This window comes from Sutcliffiella halmapala (assembly GCF_050107295.1).
GTDB lineage: Bacteria > Bacillota > Bacilli > Bacillales > Bacillaceae_I > Sutcliffiella_A > Sutcliffiella_A halmapala_A.
On sequence record NZ_JBNIKR010000014.1, the window covers coordinates 67,188 to 83,248 of the forward strand.

Here is a 16,061-nt window from a genome sequence, read left to right on the forward strand (position 1 = left end):
GCCCAGTTGGCCAATAGCTCTTTCTTTTATTACAGTTTCATCGCTTCTGCTTCCACCCTATCCATGTATTCCTGCACGACCTTATTGTTTGCTTTCTCACTTCCAAGCTTCAGCATGGCCCGTCCGACAAAATTCACCCCTTTATTGTAGCCGGAATAAATGAACCTTGTGTTCGTTTCGTCGACTTTTTGCAGCTCAAAGGTCAGGTTGATTTCAAACGCTTTTCCGAGGGTGAAGCTGATCTGCTTGAGCTTTTTGTCTTCTTGGTCCTCATAGGCTAGGGTCTCTACTATATACGTTTCCACCCTTTTACCCTCGCGATATTTCTGCTGATGCTTCGCTCCGACTTCACCTTCTGTCTTCTCAATCAAAATATGCTCTTCCACTTTCGGCATCGTTTTCGTGATATTTTTATCCAAAAACAACTCCCATAGCTTTTCAATATCGACCGGGATCACCCGCTCCTCTTTCCACTGAATCATTCCTTTTCCTCCTTCCCAGATTCCAGGAACTCCTCAATCTCTTCTAATTTCAATTGAAGGTCCTCCATCTGCATCTGTATGTTATTTTTCTTTTGCTGAATCAACTCTTCCAAGTGAGCGAAGGACTCGTCCTCCATCACTGAAATCATTTCCTGTATCGTAAAACCGAACCGCCTCAACTTCCCCAAAAGAACTGCCAGAAAAAAGCTGCCATCATCGTAATAACGATAATTATTCTTCGGGTCGATGTAGGCGGGCTCGAGCAATTTCACCTCTGCATAATACCGGAGCGTCTCCTTGCTCAGCCCCGTCATCTCCGAAAACTCACTGACCTTATACATTCCTTCCCTCCCCCTCCTATCATAAACCGTGGGGTACACCACAGGGTCAACTATTATTTTATTATTTCTTTATTTTTGGGTGGGAAACCTTTAAAATTGATGATTATGTGTGATGGGTTTTACCCTATTCTCACTCTACTCGGACTTATTTTCATGTAACTCCGTTCTATCCTCACGTAACTGCCCCGGATTCTCACGTAAATCCGTCTGATCCTCACGCAATCCGCCTGCATTCTCACACTTCCCTTTTCCTCAAAAAAACAGGCAGCACATTACGCGCCGCCTGCCACACTATTACCTCAGTCCTTCTCCATTCCCGTATAAACAAACACCGCATCCCGTAAAAACGCTGCGCTACCAGGTTTTTTCTTGTCATAGTAAGCAGTGAATCGCTCATCATCCACATACATCTGAGCCAACCCTGCATGCGCCTCCTTGGAGTAGCTGTCCCAATATAGACCCAGCCACTTGTGATGCAGCGCAGCCGCTTTTTGTCCGAGATCTCCAGCAGGATCGCCCATCTGCATCGCCTCCTCCAGGACATCCAGGATCTCTTGCCCGAGTCTCTCCCCTTCAGCATGCTGATCCTTACTCATGCCTTTGAATTTTGCATTGGATTTTTCGACAGCCTCTTCCCCGTACTTCTCACGGATTTCCTTGCCATATTTCTTTTCATTTTCATCTATCTGCTTCTGCTTGAATGCTTCAAATTTTTCTTTATCACTCATTGTGACTCTCCCTTCCTGTGCGGCCAAAGTTTTATCAACATTAGCGATCAGTAGATTCAATTGCTCCCGTTTTGTCAGAAGTTTTTCACGGTGCTCTTTCAATGCATGCGCTGGGTCAAAGGTCGGAGAGGTCATGATTTTCTTGATGCTCAAAAGATCCACCTCCAGCTCCCTGTAAAAAAGGATTTGCTGCAGGCGGTCCACTTCCTTTTGACCGTATATGCGGTATCCGGATGAATTGATTCTTGCCGGCTTAAGAATCCCAATTTCATCATAATAGCGCAAGGTTCGACCCGTAACCCCTGCCATTTTTGCTAGTTTCTGCACGGTATATTCCATGTGCTCACCTCCTGACAATTTCACTATACACCTTGACGTAGCGTAAAGGTAAATAGGTTTTTTAAATAAATTATTTCGAATCTCGAATTAGTCCCAAATGACTATGCACCTGCATCAAAACTACTAAGAAACACAAGTTTGAATATTCAGTATTTTGCTCCTTTGGCTCTATATACCATTTTTGTCATTACTTTTATAATAATAACAGAAATAATATTTCAACTTTTCTGTCATTTACTGAAATATTATTTCAACAGTTTTGTAAGCGTTTACTAAAACAAAATTAGAAAGCGAGGGGCTACACATGAAATTTGGACAAGCATGTAAGTACATAATGATTACGGCATTATTGTTTTCCTTCACTCTCCCTCTTTTTACCGCGAAAGGGAGTGCAGAAATGGCTTACCAACCTAAACATGAGATGAGGGCAGCATGGATTGCCACCGTTCAGAACATCGACGTAAAAGCTGGCATGAATGAAGCGGATTATACCGCTTGGGTTGAGCAGACACTTGATTTCCTTAAGGGTAAGAATTTCAACACGATCATCTATCAGGTCAAACCTACCGCAGATGCATTTTATCCGTCTGAAATTGATCCTTGGTCCAAGTATGTGACCGGCAAGGCACAGGGAACGGATCCTGGCTATGACCCGCTTCAGATCATGATTGATGAATCCCATGCACGCGGGATCGAAGTGCACGCTTGGGTAAATCCATACCGTGTGACCATGCCGTTTGAAACATTGGACAGCCTGTCACCCGACAGTGTCGCAAAGGAGCATCCGGAGTGGATTGTAAAATATGGTTTCCAATATTACTTGAACCCTGGTATCCAGGAAGTACAAAACTATCTGCTTGATACTGTGGAAGAGCTTGTAAGCAATTACGACATTGAAGCGGTGCATATGGACGATTACTTTTATCCATATCGCAGAGCAGGAGAGGAATTCCCAGACAGAGCACAATTCGAGGCGGACCCGCGCGGATTTGATAACATCGATGACTGGAGACGCGATAACGTCAATACTCTAGTTGCAGCGATCAACTCCACCATCAAGGACACAAAGAGCTGGGTGCAGTTCGGTATCTCCCCGTTCGGAGTATGGAGAAATATCGCGATGGACCCGACTGGAAGCAACACCACGGCTGGACAAACAAACTATGATGACCTTTATGCCGATACAAGACAATGGATCAAGGACGGTAGCATCGACTATATCACCCCTCAGATTTATTGGTCTCGCGGATTTGCAGCAGCCGACTACTCCATCCTGCTTGACTGGTGGAGCAACGAGGTCGAGGAATATGCAAATAACCATCCTGTGAACCTGTATATTGGAACAGCGGATTATAAGGTTGGCGACAACTTCGATCAGAATTGGCATAATCCAAACGAGCTTCCTGGACAGATCCTGGACAACCGCCAGGACGTGAACACACAAGGACAGATGCATTTCTCCTTAAGACAAATCATTAAAAACAATCTAGGCTACGCAGACATTCTCACCAATGAAATCTATACGGAGCCTGCACTTGTACCTGCTACAGCATGGAATGGCGAGGAGCTTCCTAAGAAGCCGAACACGGTAATAGCGGAAAAGACCGAAGAAGGTATCACCCTGACCATTGATGATAAAAAGCATTCCGATGCAAGAAAATATGTCATCTACCGTTTCGACGGGCTTCAAGAGGGGGATTACAACAATCCAGCGAATATCGTGGATGTCGTCTATTCAGCAGAAGGTGTTACCACTTTTGTAGACAGCACAGTTGAAGAAGGCAAGCAGTACACGTATGGCGTGACCTCGCTTTCCAATACTGGTGTGGAAAGCAAGGATGCGAAGATTGTAAAAGTGGTAAAATAGTAGATTCATAGAAATAAGAGGCATTCCATATGGAGGCAATAGTCTTCCTGGGGTGTCTCTTTTTCCCTTTTCCAACAATATTTCTGACCTCCTACTTAAATAAATTGGGCAAAATGGTTACTCTAGACCTACCCATTATAGAGTTGGTATGATTATCAAGGACTTTAAGGGGGACACGAGAAAGAGGAAAAGTATCGGACTTTGAAGCTGGTGAACGGGGAGCAATAATCAGTATCCTTGCTTACTTGTTCCTTTCAATAATAAAGCCAGGAGAATTCCCCTAGCTTTATTGTTATTTTCCCGCCATTGCAAAAGTTTCCCTTGGCCGTGTCGCGTTATACCAATGTAAACAGAGGAAGACTATTAAAATAAGGTCCACAGCATCACCCCCATAATACATGAGCATCGCACCGGATTCTGCCTGGTCCTTCGGCACTCCCACTGGTGGATTCGCGTAGATGAATTTCGACAGGATACCGTGGGCTGCCAAAGCAGTTAATAGAATGATGGAACGGTAGATAAAACTTCTTCTATGTGGTGCTGGATCTATATAGATTATTGAAATGGTGAAAAGATAGCCTGCTAGAAAGACATGAAGATGGATTACTATATGAAGAAACATATTCTGATGCATCAATTCGTACAAGTCAGTCGTATAGAGAACCCACAGGCCGCCAACATTTAATAGGGTGGCCGTAACAGGATCACTTAGGATGAGTCCAAATCTGCTTTTCAATATACCGGTGAGCCCCCTTGCTCCTCTGACTGATATGGTCCTAAGCAAAAGTGTCATCGGGGTTGCTAATGCCATCAGCAGTGGAGCAAGCATCCCAAGAAGTAGATGGCCCAGCATATGGGCAGTAAAATCATTGTGCGCGCGATCTGCAACAGGGCCAAGCACGGTCAGGATTGCCAGCATGGCGCCAATAAAAAATAAAACCGTCCGGTAGATCGGCCATCTTTTATAGTGGCGGTTTGACAGAAGGACGCCAACTCCATAAAGAATGAGGATCACCACAAAAGGGAAAGCCAGAATCAGCTGTGGGACCATTTCTGATATTTGATTGATGGAATCACCATTTACATGATGATGATGCTCATCCATGTTCATAGGCAGACGTTCCCTCCGAAGTGTTCTCCGCTCGTGTGCGAACGGTTAAAATAGCACCAGCAATAGCCAGGACAACCGCGATAACAAGCCATATCAAATCATAGATCAGAACATTTTCAACGTAGCGAATCTGGTGGATCCTCATCAACTTGTGCTGTATCGTTCCATCATAAAATTGGAAACCACCCGCTCCAAGCAGCACACCTCCCATCCACCGTTTCACCCATAGGGCATGGCGCCTGCGAAGGTCGGCGAATAAAAACAAGCCACCAACGGTCGCAAACCAACTGAAAGCATGAAATATTCCATCAGAGACAAGGCCAATATCGGTAGTCGATTTATCGTAGAAATGATGCCAATGCAGCAGTTGATGGAAAATGGCCTCATCCAAAAAAGCCACTAGTCCGATGCCGAATAAAATCCCCGACAATAGATTGCGTTTCGAATATAGATTAGATTCTTTCATTTCATTTGTTCTCCCCTAGGGTTCGTCTTTACTTCTAGCTTTACCCTAGCAAAAGAACGGTAAACTATCTGAAAAAATGAAAAGACCAGAAAAATTTCTGGTCTTCCCCTAACTACTATTCCACCACAACCGCTGTTCCATAAGCTATTATCTCAGATGCATTTGCCATGATACTGGACGTCTCTAGGCGGACACAGATAATGGCGTTCGCATCTTTGGATTTTGCATCCTCGACCATTCTGGCAATTGCCTTCTGGCGTGCTTCTGTCATCATTTCCGTATATTCTTTGATCTCTCCGCCAACGATAGTTTTCAAGCCTGCGAGCAGGTCCTTGCCGATATGCTTGGACTGGACGGTATTCCCCCGTACAAATCCCTTCAATTCTTTGATTTCCTTGCCGGGTACCGATTCAGTAGTCACTATAATCATTCTTGTCATCCTCCTCTTTTTCCTTGTCCCGCTCCATGATCAACACAATAAAGAGCGCAACAATGGCTATTCCGTATAATATGTAAAAAATCACTGCAAGCAGCACACTAAAGAATAGCAGCACGATTCCCACAACCTGCCCTATCAACGCAACTGCCAATAATAGCTTTTTGAGATTCTCCACGTCTTCCATTTCCTCCCACTACTTTTAATGTAACATGAATCGGAATAGCGCTCTTCTTTTATTTGTCGACAAAATTGGAGTATTTCTGATTACCAGTTTCTGCGTCTTCGAAGTTCCGTTATATGTGCAAGATGATGCTTGCCGTGCCAGGCGTAAAGTCCAATGCTCCTAGCGAGGTTCATCTCGCCGGAATCAGGGTGATAGAAAGTTCTCGCCAAATCTTTCTCATCTAGCCTACGCAATAAGGCCACCCACCTTTCATGTAATGCATCCAAGAGCTGCAAGGAGACATCAATAGGCAGCCTAGAGTCTGTCAGTTCCGCCCATCTATCCTCCTGATAAGGCTTGATTGTCGGATTTTCTTCTGTAAGTGCAAGCTTGAATCGGATATAGCTGTTCAGATGGCTGTCGGGAAGGTGATGTACCACCTGACGGACCGTCCATCCTCCAGAGCGGTAGGCAGTGTCCAACTGTTGATCGCTTAGCTCAGCAACCGCTTTTCTCAGTTGCTGTGGTGCATCCTCTATTTCCTTGATCCACAATTCCAGTTTCTCTTTATCTGGCTCTGCATCCCATTCAAAAATACCGATCGGGTACCTTTCTTTCATTTTCCCATCCCCTTTTCAAGTCTATGAAAGCTCTACATCCCAGCGCTCCTCCACCAATCGTGAGCCGGTCCACTGATCATTCTCCTTTTCCTCTGTCAGGACAAACCCATATTTTCCGTACAGGTGGCGTGCTGCATTCAAAATATTGACCGTCCACAGGAATATCCTATGATACTCTTGATCCTTGCTGAACTTTATGGCTGTCTCCATCAATTTTTTTCCGATCCCCAATCCGTGATAGCTTTCATCAAGGACAAACCAACGAAGCTGAGCTGTTTTTTCATCGAATCTAGTGATAGCAATAGAGCCAGCTACTACTCCATCAACCTCTGCGACCCAAAGTTCACCGCCATCATGATCCATCATAAATTCAGAAAGGCCCTTCATCACATAATATTCAAAGAGCGGTCCGAAATTATAAGTATTTTTATAGAGTTTTCCATGGAGATGGGCGACATACCCTATATCACCAGCTTGATAGGAACGAATGATCACTTCAGGCTGTACGGTTTCTTTTTTCAATAAAATGGATTCTATCGTTTGCATGGACGTTGTCAGCCTTGAAAGATCGCTGTCTGGAATCATATGAAGCATCCTCTCTACTCCCTGATATGCTTGTTCCACCAACTCGGAGTAGATTTTCTTCCCGTAATCGGTCAAGTAGAGAAGAAATTGGCGTTTATCCTCTGGAGCCTGTTTTTTCAAAATGATATGTTCTTTCTCCAAACGCTGAATCATTCTGCTCATATAGCCACGGTCAATCCCCAAATCATCTCTTATCTCCGTTGCTGTACATTCAATCCTAGAGCTGATTTCAGTAATTACACGCGCCTCGGTAAGAGAGAAAGGCTGATTGTATATTTCCTGATCGATCCGCCCGAGAACTTTCGCATACTCCCTGTTGAATTTCCTAACCTTATCCACATATTGCTTTTTCACACTCTCGCCTCCATTTATCATGAATATTCTTTCTTTTTAGTATACAAAAAATAGTTGACTTAATCAACAATAATAAGTCAATTACGCCTTTTGCCTACACTGCGAGGTCTGCTTATTGGCACAAACATTGGGGAAAGCGGCTGGTTAACTTCGTCCTCGCAAACCTTATCTTCATTCGGAGGGGCAGAACGGGCTAATTTTAGCTTCACTTACATGAAAAATGCTTTGCCGGTTCAAGATAAGCTGGTATGAAACTTCTATTGGAGGGAATAACGATGCAAAATCAAATGAATCAGCAAGGCCAACCTCAGAACCAGATGCCCCCTGCCCAGCCGGTAAACCAAATGGGCGTCAGCACCAATCATGGTGGCCATGAATTGTATGATGCCCATGAGGTTATTGCCGGCATCATCAGTATGCTCGATCAGTACCAGATGTACGACCAGCATACAAAGGACCCTGAACTGAAGGATATCCTGCACCGCCAATCCGCATTCGTGACGCAGATGTACAATACAATTGTTGAAAGCTTTAACACCGGCCAGAAGCCATCTGTTTCCACACAGGTTTATAACATGACACAAAACCATGATCAGGTGGTATACGGTATTAAGCCCTCACAGCCGAAAACGCCAAACACGTCTGTACAGGACCTCTCAGACAATGGCCTATCCGCCTATATGCTCGGCCATACAAAAGGCTTGGCCACCCTGCTGGCTATGACTGCACTTGAAATGACCAATCCCGTATTGCGTCGCGTTATTGCCGACAGCGTGCCGAACTTTATTGAAATGAGCTATGAGATATTCCTCTATCAGAACAAGCACGGGTACTATCAGGTCCCGCAACTGAATATGCAGGATATGAATGCAATGCTGCAGAGCTATACGACGGTGCCGAATCAAGGAAATCTGCCACATTAAAAAAAGAGGTATCCGGAAATTGTGCTTTCCGGACACCTCTTTTTTTGTAGTACAGCATTATTTACTCTGTCTCCGGTACAAATCCATCGACTTGTAACCTTCCCCAATAATCGTTTCCATTTCCAGCAGGCGCTTCTCCTGCGTCTCTTTTCGTTTGGCACTGTATACATAGCGTGCCCAGTCCTTCTGATAACCGTAGGTGAGTTCATTGTATGCCTTTAATATATCCTCATTGTTTTTCAGATGTGCACGGATATCATCAATATGTACAATGTAGTCGTCCACACACTGGCTCTTCTTCGTGCTCTCTGCCTTTTTTGTTTTCTTCGGAGCCGCCTTTAGACCCACTACCGTAAATACCTCATTCAAGCTGACCATTCTGGAAAACTTCAGGATGCTCCAAGTAACATAGCCCTCTTCATCCATATTTGCTCCTTCGATAAAACGGTCTCGCTCGATGTAATCCTCGTATTTCGGATTGTTCTTTTTCGGATAGGCAAAAAAGACATAGCCATTATCCATTACGAGCTCCCGCTCCGCCAAAAGCTTGATGTAGCCGGCGAACTCCTCCATCGAATAGATAAAGAGAAAAATTAGATCGTACTTATCCTTTTGAATGGAAGCATCATGTTCATATTCCTTGAAATCTTCCAAGTCCTTCGGTGCTTCCAGTATAAGACGGCTGGAATATTTATTAAGATTCAATTTTTCGATTATCGTTTTGGTTGAATTCATCGTCAAAAGCCCCTTTGACCCCATATTATATTTTTATTCATTTTATCATGTTGAACAACTTGATTGCCGGAAATTTGGGTATTTTGCAGAAAAACAAAACGGTTGATTCTTGATCATCGAATTGAAATCAAGGATAGCCTTTTTTCTAATACCGGCAAATCGATCCCAAATAATGATTAATGCTCCTTTTCATCACCTCTGCATTCACCTGATTCGGCTGCATGATACCGTGAAGTGCAAGGCCGTCGACAAGCGCGTACAGGATTTCGATTTGTGCGTCCCTATCTATTTCTTCTTTTGCAAGACTTTTCTCTATCAGGGTATCAATGATAAGGGTTATGGCCATTTTCATTTCTTCATAGACTCGTGAACTTAATTCTTTAAGAGTGGAATCCGAAAGTGCTTTAATTGTGAATGCCATCCACACCTCCATTTCCGCACTTTTTTCTTCGTCCAGCGGCAAAAATTCATAAAGCAGTTTTTGTGCATCTTCCATGGAATCACCAGTAAATGTAAGTCCAGAGATTCTGTCTTTCACCTTTTGCGAAACAAAGCCCATCGAAAAAGCAAGCAGCTCCGACTGTGACCCGAAGTAATGCCGAAGCGAGCCGGCAGATACACCCGCTTCCTCGGCAATCTTTCGTACAGTGGCTCCCTCCATCCCTTCCTTTCGGATGATTCTCCATACTGCTTCTGCAACTAATTGTTTTTGTTTTTCATGATCTACTATTTTAGGCATGTATATATTATACCACATATTACCTTTTTTAATACAGTTGTGTTATTATCTTTTTAATACACTTGTATTAAAAAGGAGCGGTTAGAAATGATCGGTTGGCTTATCATTGCATGTGAAATTGGATTCTGGGTATTTATTCTTCTTGGTTTGGTTTCGAGATACATCTTAGTATGGAGAAAAACAGGTATCGTGCTGTTGGCAGGTACCCCAGTCATAGACCTTGTCCTGATTGTGGCCACCATCATCGATTTGAAAAACGGCCAGCAAGCCTCTTCCATCCACGGGTTAGCGGCCATTTACATCGGAATAACCGTTGCATTCGGGAAAAGAATGATTCGCTGGGCGGATGAACGCTTTGCCTACCGATTTTCAAACGGTCCAAAACCGCAAAAGAAGATCAACCACGGACCTATACATGCTAAAAAGGAACGCAATGGCTGGTTTCGCCACCTTCTCGGCTGGATAGTCGGAAATGCCTTTTTATTTGGGATGATTCTGTTTGTAGGAGATGCAGAGCGTACAGAGGAATTAGTCAATGTAATGAGAATATGGGCTTTGATTCTCGGGGCAGATTTCCTTTACAGCTTCAGCTATACCCTTTTCCCGAAGAAAGAGCCGGTAAACTCGGATAGAAGTTGACAGAATGCCTCCTTATAAGCTTTTGCGCCTCCCATATCTTGTGTTACAATATTGACTATCATAAGTGTGGGGGAAATAGTGAAACGCTTCCCCAACATCCAAATAAGGAAGGTTGAAAAACTTGGAACATTCTAACTTCATTAAAAATATCATAAAAGAGGATCTGGAATCAGGTAAACGGAACCATGTGATCACCCGCTTCCCGCCGGAGCCGAATGGTTACTTACATATCGGACATGCCAAGAGCATCGTCATCAACTTCGATCTTGCAGATGAATTCAACGGAAAAACGAATCTGCGTTTTGATGACACCAATCCTTTAAAAGAAGATACGGAATACGTTAAAGCGATCAAAGAGGACGTAAAATGGCTTGGATATGATTGGGACGGGCTATTCTTCGCGTCGGATTACTTTGAGGAAATGTACAACAGAGCAGTCCTACTCATTAATAAAGGAAAAGCCTATGTTGATGACCTTTCTCCGGACGAAATCCGTTCATACCGCGGAACATTAAAAGAGCCTGGTAAGGACAGCCCTTACCGCACACGTACGGTCGAAGAGAATCTGGACCTTTTCGAGCGCATGCGCAACGGTGAATTCGGAAACGGCGAAAAGGTGCTGCGTGCAAAAATTGACATGAAATCCCCAAACATCAACTTGCGTGACCCGGTCATTTACCGTATTTCTCACGCAACACATCATAATACGGGAGATAAGTGGTGCATCTATCCGATGTATGCGTTCGCTCATCCGATTGAAGATGCAATTGAGGACGTGACCCATTCCATCTGTACGATTGAGTTTGAAGACCAACGACCGCTTTACAACTGGGTGGTGGAAGAGACGGAAATGACAGCCTCGCCGCAACAGATCGAATTCGGCCGTTTGAATGTTACAAATGCGGTAATGAGTAAGCGTAAACTAAAGAAGCTTGTCGATGAAGGCTTCGTTGATGGCTGGGATGACCCGCGTATGCCGACAATCTCCGGCCTGCGCCGAAAAGGCTACACACCGGAAGCGATCCGCGCATTCGTCCGTGAAACAGGCGTTTCCAAAGGGTCCGGCTTTGTCGATTCTCAAATGCTCGATTTCTTCATTCGTGAGGACTTGAAGCTGAAGGCCCCGCGTACCATGGGAATACTTCGTCCTTTAAAAGTGGTGATCACCAACTACCCGGAAGGCCAAGTGGAAATGCTGGATGCGGAAATCAACCCGGAAAATCCGGAAATGGGCTCAAGACAGATTCCATTCGGAAAAGAAATCTACATCGAGCAGGATGATTTCATGGAAGATCCGCCAAAGAAATATTTCCGCCTCTTCCCTGGTAACGAGGTTCGCCTGAAACATGCTTATTTCATCAAGTGCGAGGATTTCATTAAAGATGAAGACGGCAATGTAGTGGAAATCCACTGTACGTATGACCCTGAAACAAAGAGCGGCACAGGCTTCACCGGACGAAAAGTAAAAGGCACCCTGCACTGGGTCGAAGCATCACAGGCAGTACCCGCAGAATTCCGCCTGTTTGAGCCGTTGCTTCTAAATGAAGAGCCGGAAGAAGCGGAAGTGAAGGATATAGCAGATGTAGAAGCAAATGATGATGCAGCTGTGGAAACGGAAAAATCCTTCCTTGACCATGTCAACCCGAACTCCCTTCAAGTGATGAACGGCTTTGTGGAACCAAACATGAAAGATGTCGAACCTCAAGACAAGTTCCAATTCTTCAGACACGGCTACTTTAATGTGGATCCTAAGCATACAACTAAGGACCAAATCGTGTTTAATGAGATTGTGTCGTTGAAGAGTTCATTTAAGTTATAGAATGAAAGGCCCCTGTTCAAAAAACAGGGGCCTTTTTGTGTTGCGGTTGTATGAGAGTCACACAATCCATTTTATATAAATGAAAAAGCCGACAATGATAATTATAAATAGCGCCATATAAATGAGGGTAAGGCGGGTAACATTCCCCTTGGTTTCATTTTGATATTCTTTATCCCCTTTTCCAGCTACCTGAATCGTGGCAAACAGCCCACCCAATAAAACTAGTACACTTAAAATCCCCAAAGCTAACATCATGTGCTCTCTCTCCATTCAGATATTGTTTCTATCTAAAACGTTAGCTTATTTGTGGTGGCTTTTCAATAAAACGCGCTTGGATTTTATCAAAAGTTAGCCGAGCATGTTGGAAGGAATATTTGTTTAACGAAAAAACAGAAACATTTGACCTACCAAGATAAGGTTAGGAATAAAAATATCCTCCAGTACAAAAAGTCTGGGGGCTATTTATTTCAATCCTTCATTAACTATTATGGTATAAACACCCAATTTTAAGTTATCTTATTATTAGTAGTAGCTCAACCACTTTTTGTAATTCCATGGCAATTTATTAAAAATATTCTGTATATTTCTTTTTATTTTGATGATTATTTAATATAATTACAATGTAAGAATTGATGTTGTCTCTATTTGCAGTTTCGTACGTTGAAAGGCATGAATGTTTGCTGTTTACTCTTCTCAAAACAGAAAGGGGAAAAATGTATGAGCAATGAGAACGTTGGAAAGTGCCCATTTACGGGTGAAAGTGGTTCAGAGAAACCGATTAGAGGAACGAAAAACAAGGACTGGTGGCCGAATCAGCTTGATCTGAATGTGCTTCACCAGCATGACACGAAGACAAACCCACTTGGGGAAGATTTTAATTATGCAGAGGAATTTCAAAAGCTGGATTATGCTGCCCTGAAGCAGGACTTGCATAATCTGATGACAGACAGCCAGGATTGGTGGCCAGCAGACTACGGACATTACGGCCCGTTCTTCATCCGTATGTCTTGGCACGCTGCAGGTACATACCGCCAAGTGGACGGTCGCGGGGGCGGGGGAAGCGGCTCCCAGCGTTTTGCACCACTTAACAGCTGGCCGGATAACGGGAACCTCGACAAGGCCCGTCGCTTGCTTTGGCCAATTAAAAAGAAATATGGAAATAAGCTCTCCTGGGCTGACCTGCTCGTTTTCGCCGGGAATGTGGCAATCGAATCCATGGGAGGAAAGACGATCGGATTTGGCGGTGGCCGTGAAGATATTTGGCACCCTGAAGAGGACGTGAACTGGGGGCCGGAAAAAGAATGGCTCGGTGATAACCGCTATTCCGGCGAGCGTGATCTCGAGAATCCGCTTGCTGCCGTACAAATGGGCTTGATCTACGTAAATCCTGAAGGTCCGAACGGAAAGCCTGATCCTGTTGCAAGTGCCCGCGATATCCGTGATACCTTTAAACGCATGGGAATGAATGATGAGGAAACCGTGGCACTCACTGCCGGCGGTCACACCTTCGGAAAAGCACATGGAGCCGGCGATCCATCTCATGTGACAGAAGAGCCTGAAGGAGCAGGCCTTGAACATCAGGGGTTCGGTTGGAAAAGCACACACGAAACCGGACATGGCGCTTTCACGATAACAAGTGGAATTGAAGGTGCCTGGACGCCGACACCGACTCAATGGGATATGAGCTATTTTGAAATGCTGTTCGGCTATGAATGGGAGCTGACGAAGAGCCCGGCTGGCGCTTACCAATGGGCACCGATTGATCCGGATGAAGATCACCTGGCACCAGACGCCCACGATTCGTCCAAAAAAGTGAAAACGATGATGACCACTGCAGACATGGCGATGCGCATGGACCCGGAATATGAAAAAATTTCTCGCCGCTTCTACGAAAATCCGGACGAGTTTGCCAATGCTTTTGCTCGTGCATGGTTCAAGCTCCTTCACCGTGATATGGGACCGCGCGACAGATATTTAGGACCTGAAGTGCCTGAAGAGGAATTCATTTGGCAGGATCCCGTTCCAAAGGTTGACTACACATTAACCAATGCTGAAATTGAAGATCTCAAAGGGAAACTTCTGAACTGCGGACTCTCTGTTAGCGAGCTTGTGAAAACGGCTTGGGCTTCTGCCAGCACCTATCGCCATTCAGACAAGCGTGGCGGCGCAAATGGTGCCCGTGTACGTCTTTCCCCACAAAAGGACTGGGAAGCAAACGAGCCAGAACAGCTTGGAAAGGCCATTAATGTCTTAGAAGACCTACAGAAGAGCCTAGATAAGAACATCAGCCTTGCCGATTTAATCGTCCTTGGCGGAAGTGCAGCCATTGAGAAAGCTGCAAAGGATGCCGGCTTTGATATTAAAGTTCCGTTTACTCCAGGTCGCGGTGATGCCACTCAGGATCAAACGGACGAAGAGAATTTTGAAGTGCTAGAGCCTGTATCGGACGCATTCCGCAACTACCATAAGAAAGACTATTCCTTAAAACCTGAAGAGTTCATGGTAGACAAAGCTCAACTCATGGACCTTTCTGCAAAAGATATGACCGTTCTTATCGGAGGGTTGCGTGTGCTGGGTGCCAACCACGGCGATACCAAACACGGCGTCTTCACCGAACGGGTAGGTACGCTCACAAATGATTTCTTTGTGACTTTACTTGATATGGGCGTTGAGTGGAAGCCAGTTGAAGGTGAAGGCTACTACGAAGCACGTGACCGCCGTACAGGCGAACTCGTCCGTACCGCTTCAAGAGTAGATCTCGTATTCGGTTCCCACTCCGTCCTCCGCGCACTCGTCGAAGTTTACGCGCAAGACGATAGCCAGGAGAAGTTTGTGAATGACTTTGTGGCTGCCTGGGTGAAAGTAATGGATGCAGATCGTTATGATGTGAAAGTGAAAAAATAATGCAAAAAAATTCGGATGGGGTTAAGAACCTTCATCCGGATTTTCTGTTTTTAAAAACAAAAAACGCCCCCACTAAAAGTAGAAACGTTTGTACTTAATTATTTCTATTCCCCACTGTCTTTATGTTCCGCATAATACTCATCAATCGCACGCAGCCAATTAGTGCGGGCTATTTTAGCAGCTGTTTCTTTATCCCGATTCTCAAATGCTTTTAGAATGCTCTCATGTTCTTCTATAGAGGTATCCGTAAGAATGATGGACTGATAAAAATAGAGACGCAGAACATGTGCCTGAAGATTTGACACTGAATTAGCGAGATACGGGTTTTGTGCATTATCTACAATAATATTATGAAACTGTTCATCCTGCTTTAAAGCCGAATAAAAATCACCTTTTTTAATGGCTTGAGCGAATGTAGCATTTATCTCACGCAATGCATCAATCGTATGTTGACTAATGATGGGTGTTGCAAGTTCAGCGGCCAGGGCCTGCAGAGCCCCTAATGGAGGCAGGATTTTCGTTATGTCTTCCTTTTTAACAGAGGTGACCTGAGTGCCTACCCCTGGAAACATTTCCACTAAACCTTGAACATTAAGTAATTGCAGCGCTTCCCTTATAGGCGTTCTGCTCACACCTAAAGCTTGTGCAAGTTCCGCATCATTCAGCTTTTCTTTCGGTTGAAGCGTTCCATCAATAATCCATTCTTGAATTTGAGCAAAGGCGCGCTTTTTTGCAGAAACACGAGTGGGGGAAGAATAGTTTGAAGGTATGGGCATTCTGAACAACCACCTTTATAAATTTCACAAA

Annotated in this window: 18 protein-coding genes; 5 read left to right on the forward strand and 13 right to left on the reverse strand. The window is 44.5% G+C overall.

Annotated features, from left to right (window positions below; all coding sequences use genetic code 11):
* Positions 1-29 precede the first annotated feature (29 nt).
* From ACQCT5_RS19710 to ACQCT5_RS19720, 3 genes are all read right to left on the reverse strand, one after another.
* A complete protein-coding gene (locus ACQCT5_RS19710) occupies positions 30-482 on the reverse strand; it encodes an SRPBCC family protein (RefSeq protein WP_499644427.1) in 453 nt (150 codons plus the stop codon).
* Positions 479-823, reverse strand: a complete 345-nt coding sequence (locus ACQCT5_RS19715) for a MerR family transcriptional regulator (protein ID WP_499644429.1) — start codon at positions 821-823, stop codon at positions 479-481. Before ACQCT5_RS19715 ends, ACQCT5_RS19710 begins: the two co-directional genes overlap by 4 nt.
* Positions 824-1,122: 299 nt before the next feature.
* Positions 1,123-1,890 carry a MerR family transcriptional regulator gene (locus ACQCT5_RS19720; RefSeq protein WP_499644431.1) on the reverse strand — a complete coding sequence of 256 codons (768 nt, stop codon included), beginning with the start codon at positions 1,888-1,890 and terminating at the stop codon, positions 1,123-1,125.
* A gap of 304 nt (positions 1,891-2,194) precedes the next feature.
* Between ACQCT5_RS19720 and ACQCT5_RS19725 the strand changes: the two genes are divergently transcribed.
* Positions 2,195-3,757, forward strand: a complete 1,563-nt coding sequence (locus tag ACQCT5_RS19725; protein ID WP_499644433.1) for a glycoside hydrolase family 10-like protein — start codon at positions 2,195-2,197, stop codon at positions 3,755-3,757.
* Between the two features lie 292 nt (positions 3,758-4,049).
* Here the strand turns inward: ACQCT5_RS19725 and ACQCT5_RS19730 are convergent, their stop codons facing one another.
* From ACQCT5_RS19730 to ACQCT5_RS19755, 6 genes are all read right to left on the reverse strand, one after another.
* Positions 4,050-4,868 carry a cytochrome c oxidase assembly protein gene (locus tag ACQCT5_RS19730; RefSeq protein ID WP_499644435.1) on the reverse strand — a complete coding sequence of 273 codons (819 nt, stop codon included), beginning with the start codon at positions 4,866-4,868 and terminating at the stop codon, positions 4,050-4,052.
* Positions 4,855-5,334 carry a DUF2243 domain-containing protein gene (locus ACQCT5_RS19735; protein WP_499644437.1) on the reverse strand — a complete coding sequence of 160 codons (480 nt, stop codon included), beginning with the start codon at positions 5,332-5,334 and terminating at the stop codon, positions 4,855-4,857. Before ACQCT5_RS19735 ends, ACQCT5_RS19730 begins: the two co-directional genes overlap by 14 nt.
* Positions 5,335-5,449: 115 nt before the next feature.
* Complete coding sequence (locus tag ACQCT5_RS19740) at positions 5,450-5,764, reverse strand: YbjQ family protein (RefSeq protein WP_499644439.1); 315 nt, start codon at positions 5,762-5,764, stop codon at positions 5,450-5,452.
* Positions 5,745-5,948 (reverse strand): hypothetical protein, encoded by a 204-nt coding sequence (locus tag ACQCT5_RS19745; RefSeq protein ID WP_499644441.1) that lies wholly within the window; start codon positions 5,946-5,948, stop codon positions 5,745-5,747. Before ACQCT5_RS19745 ends, ACQCT5_RS19740 begins: the two co-directional genes overlap by 20 nt.
* An 89-nt stretch (positions 5,949-6,037) precedes the next feature.
* Entirely contained in the window at positions 6,038-6,556 is a 519-nt protein-coding gene (locus tag ACQCT5_RS19750) for a YfiT family bacillithiol transferase (protein ID WP_499644443.1), read from the reverse strand.
* Positions 6,557-6,577: 21 nt separating this feature from the next.
* Positions 6,578-7,495 carry a bifunctional helix-turn-helix transcriptional regulator/GNAT family N-acetyltransferase gene (locus tag ACQCT5_RS19755; RefSeq protein WP_499644445.1) on the reverse strand — a complete coding sequence of 306 codons (918 nt, stop codon included), beginning with the start codon at positions 7,493-7,495 and terminating at the stop codon, positions 6,578-6,580.
* A 275-nt stretch (positions 7,496-7,770) separates the two neighbouring features.
* Between ACQCT5_RS19755 and ACQCT5_RS19760 the strand changes: the two genes are divergently transcribed.
* Positions 7,771-8,418 (forward strand): spore coat protein, encoded by a 648-nt coding sequence (locus ACQCT5_RS19760; protein ID WP_499644447.1) that lies wholly within the window; start codon positions 7,771-7,773, stop codon positions 8,416-8,418.
* 57 nt (positions 8,419-8,475) lie between these two features.
* Here ACQCT5_RS19760 and ACQCT5_RS19765 read toward each other — a convergent pair whose 3' ends face one another.
* Positions 8,476-9,153 carry a YdeI/OmpD-associated family protein gene (locus tag ACQCT5_RS19765; protein ID WP_499644449.1) on the reverse strand — a complete coding sequence of 226 codons (678 nt, stop codon included), beginning with the start codon at positions 9,151-9,153 and terminating at the stop codon, positions 8,476-8,478.
* Between the two features lie 145 nt (positions 9,154-9,298).
* Complete coding sequence (locus ACQCT5_RS19770) at positions 9,299-9,892, reverse strand: TetR/AcrR family transcriptional regulator (RefSeq protein WP_499644451.1); 594 nt, start codon at positions 9,890-9,892, stop codon at positions 9,299-9,301.
* An 87-nt stretch (positions 9,893-9,979) separates the two neighbouring features.
* On the opposite strand from ACQCT5_RS19770, the gene ACQCT5_RS19775 reads away from it, so the two are divergent.
* Positions 9,980-10,531 carry a hypothetical protein gene (locus ACQCT5_RS19775; RefSeq protein ID WP_499644453.1) on the forward strand — a complete coding sequence of 184 codons (552 nt, stop codon included), beginning with the start codon at positions 9,980-9,982 and terminating at the stop codon, positions 10,529-10,531.
* A 121-nt stretch (positions 10,532-10,652) separates the two neighbouring features.
* A complete protein-coding gene (locus tag ACQCT5_RS19780) occupies positions 10,653-12,350 on the forward strand; it encodes a glutamine--tRNA ligase/YqeY domain fusion protein (protein WP_499644455.1) in 1,698 nt (565 codons plus the stop codon).
* Between the two features lie 57 nt (positions 12,351-12,407).
* Here ACQCT5_RS19780 and ACQCT5_RS19785 read toward each other — a convergent pair whose 3' ends face one another.
* The gene (locus tag ACQCT5_RS19785) at positions 12,408-12,605 is read right to left on the reverse strand and encodes a hypothetical protein (protein WP_499644456.1); all 198 of its coding nucleotides are present in this window, start codon (positions 12,603-12,605) and stop codon (positions 12,408-12,410) included.
* Between the two features lie 462 nt (positions 12,606-13,067).
* On the opposite strand from ACQCT5_RS19785, the gene katG reads away from it, so the two are divergent.
* Positions 13,068-15,254 carry a catalase/peroxidase HPI gene (katG, locus tag ACQCT5_RS19790; RefSeq protein ID WP_499644458.1) on the forward strand — a complete coding sequence of 729 codons (2,187 nt, stop codon included), beginning with the start codon at positions 13,068-13,070 and terminating at the stop codon, positions 15,252-15,254.
* Positions 15,255-15,358: 104 nt separating this feature from the next.
* On the opposite strand, the gene ACQCT5_RS19795 is transcribed toward katG, so the two are convergent.
* Entirely contained in the window at positions 15,359-16,030 is a 672-nt protein-coding gene (locus tag ACQCT5_RS19795; protein WP_499644460.1) for a GntR family transcriptional regulator, read from the reverse strand.
* Positions 16,031-16,061: the final 31 nt, after the last annotated feature.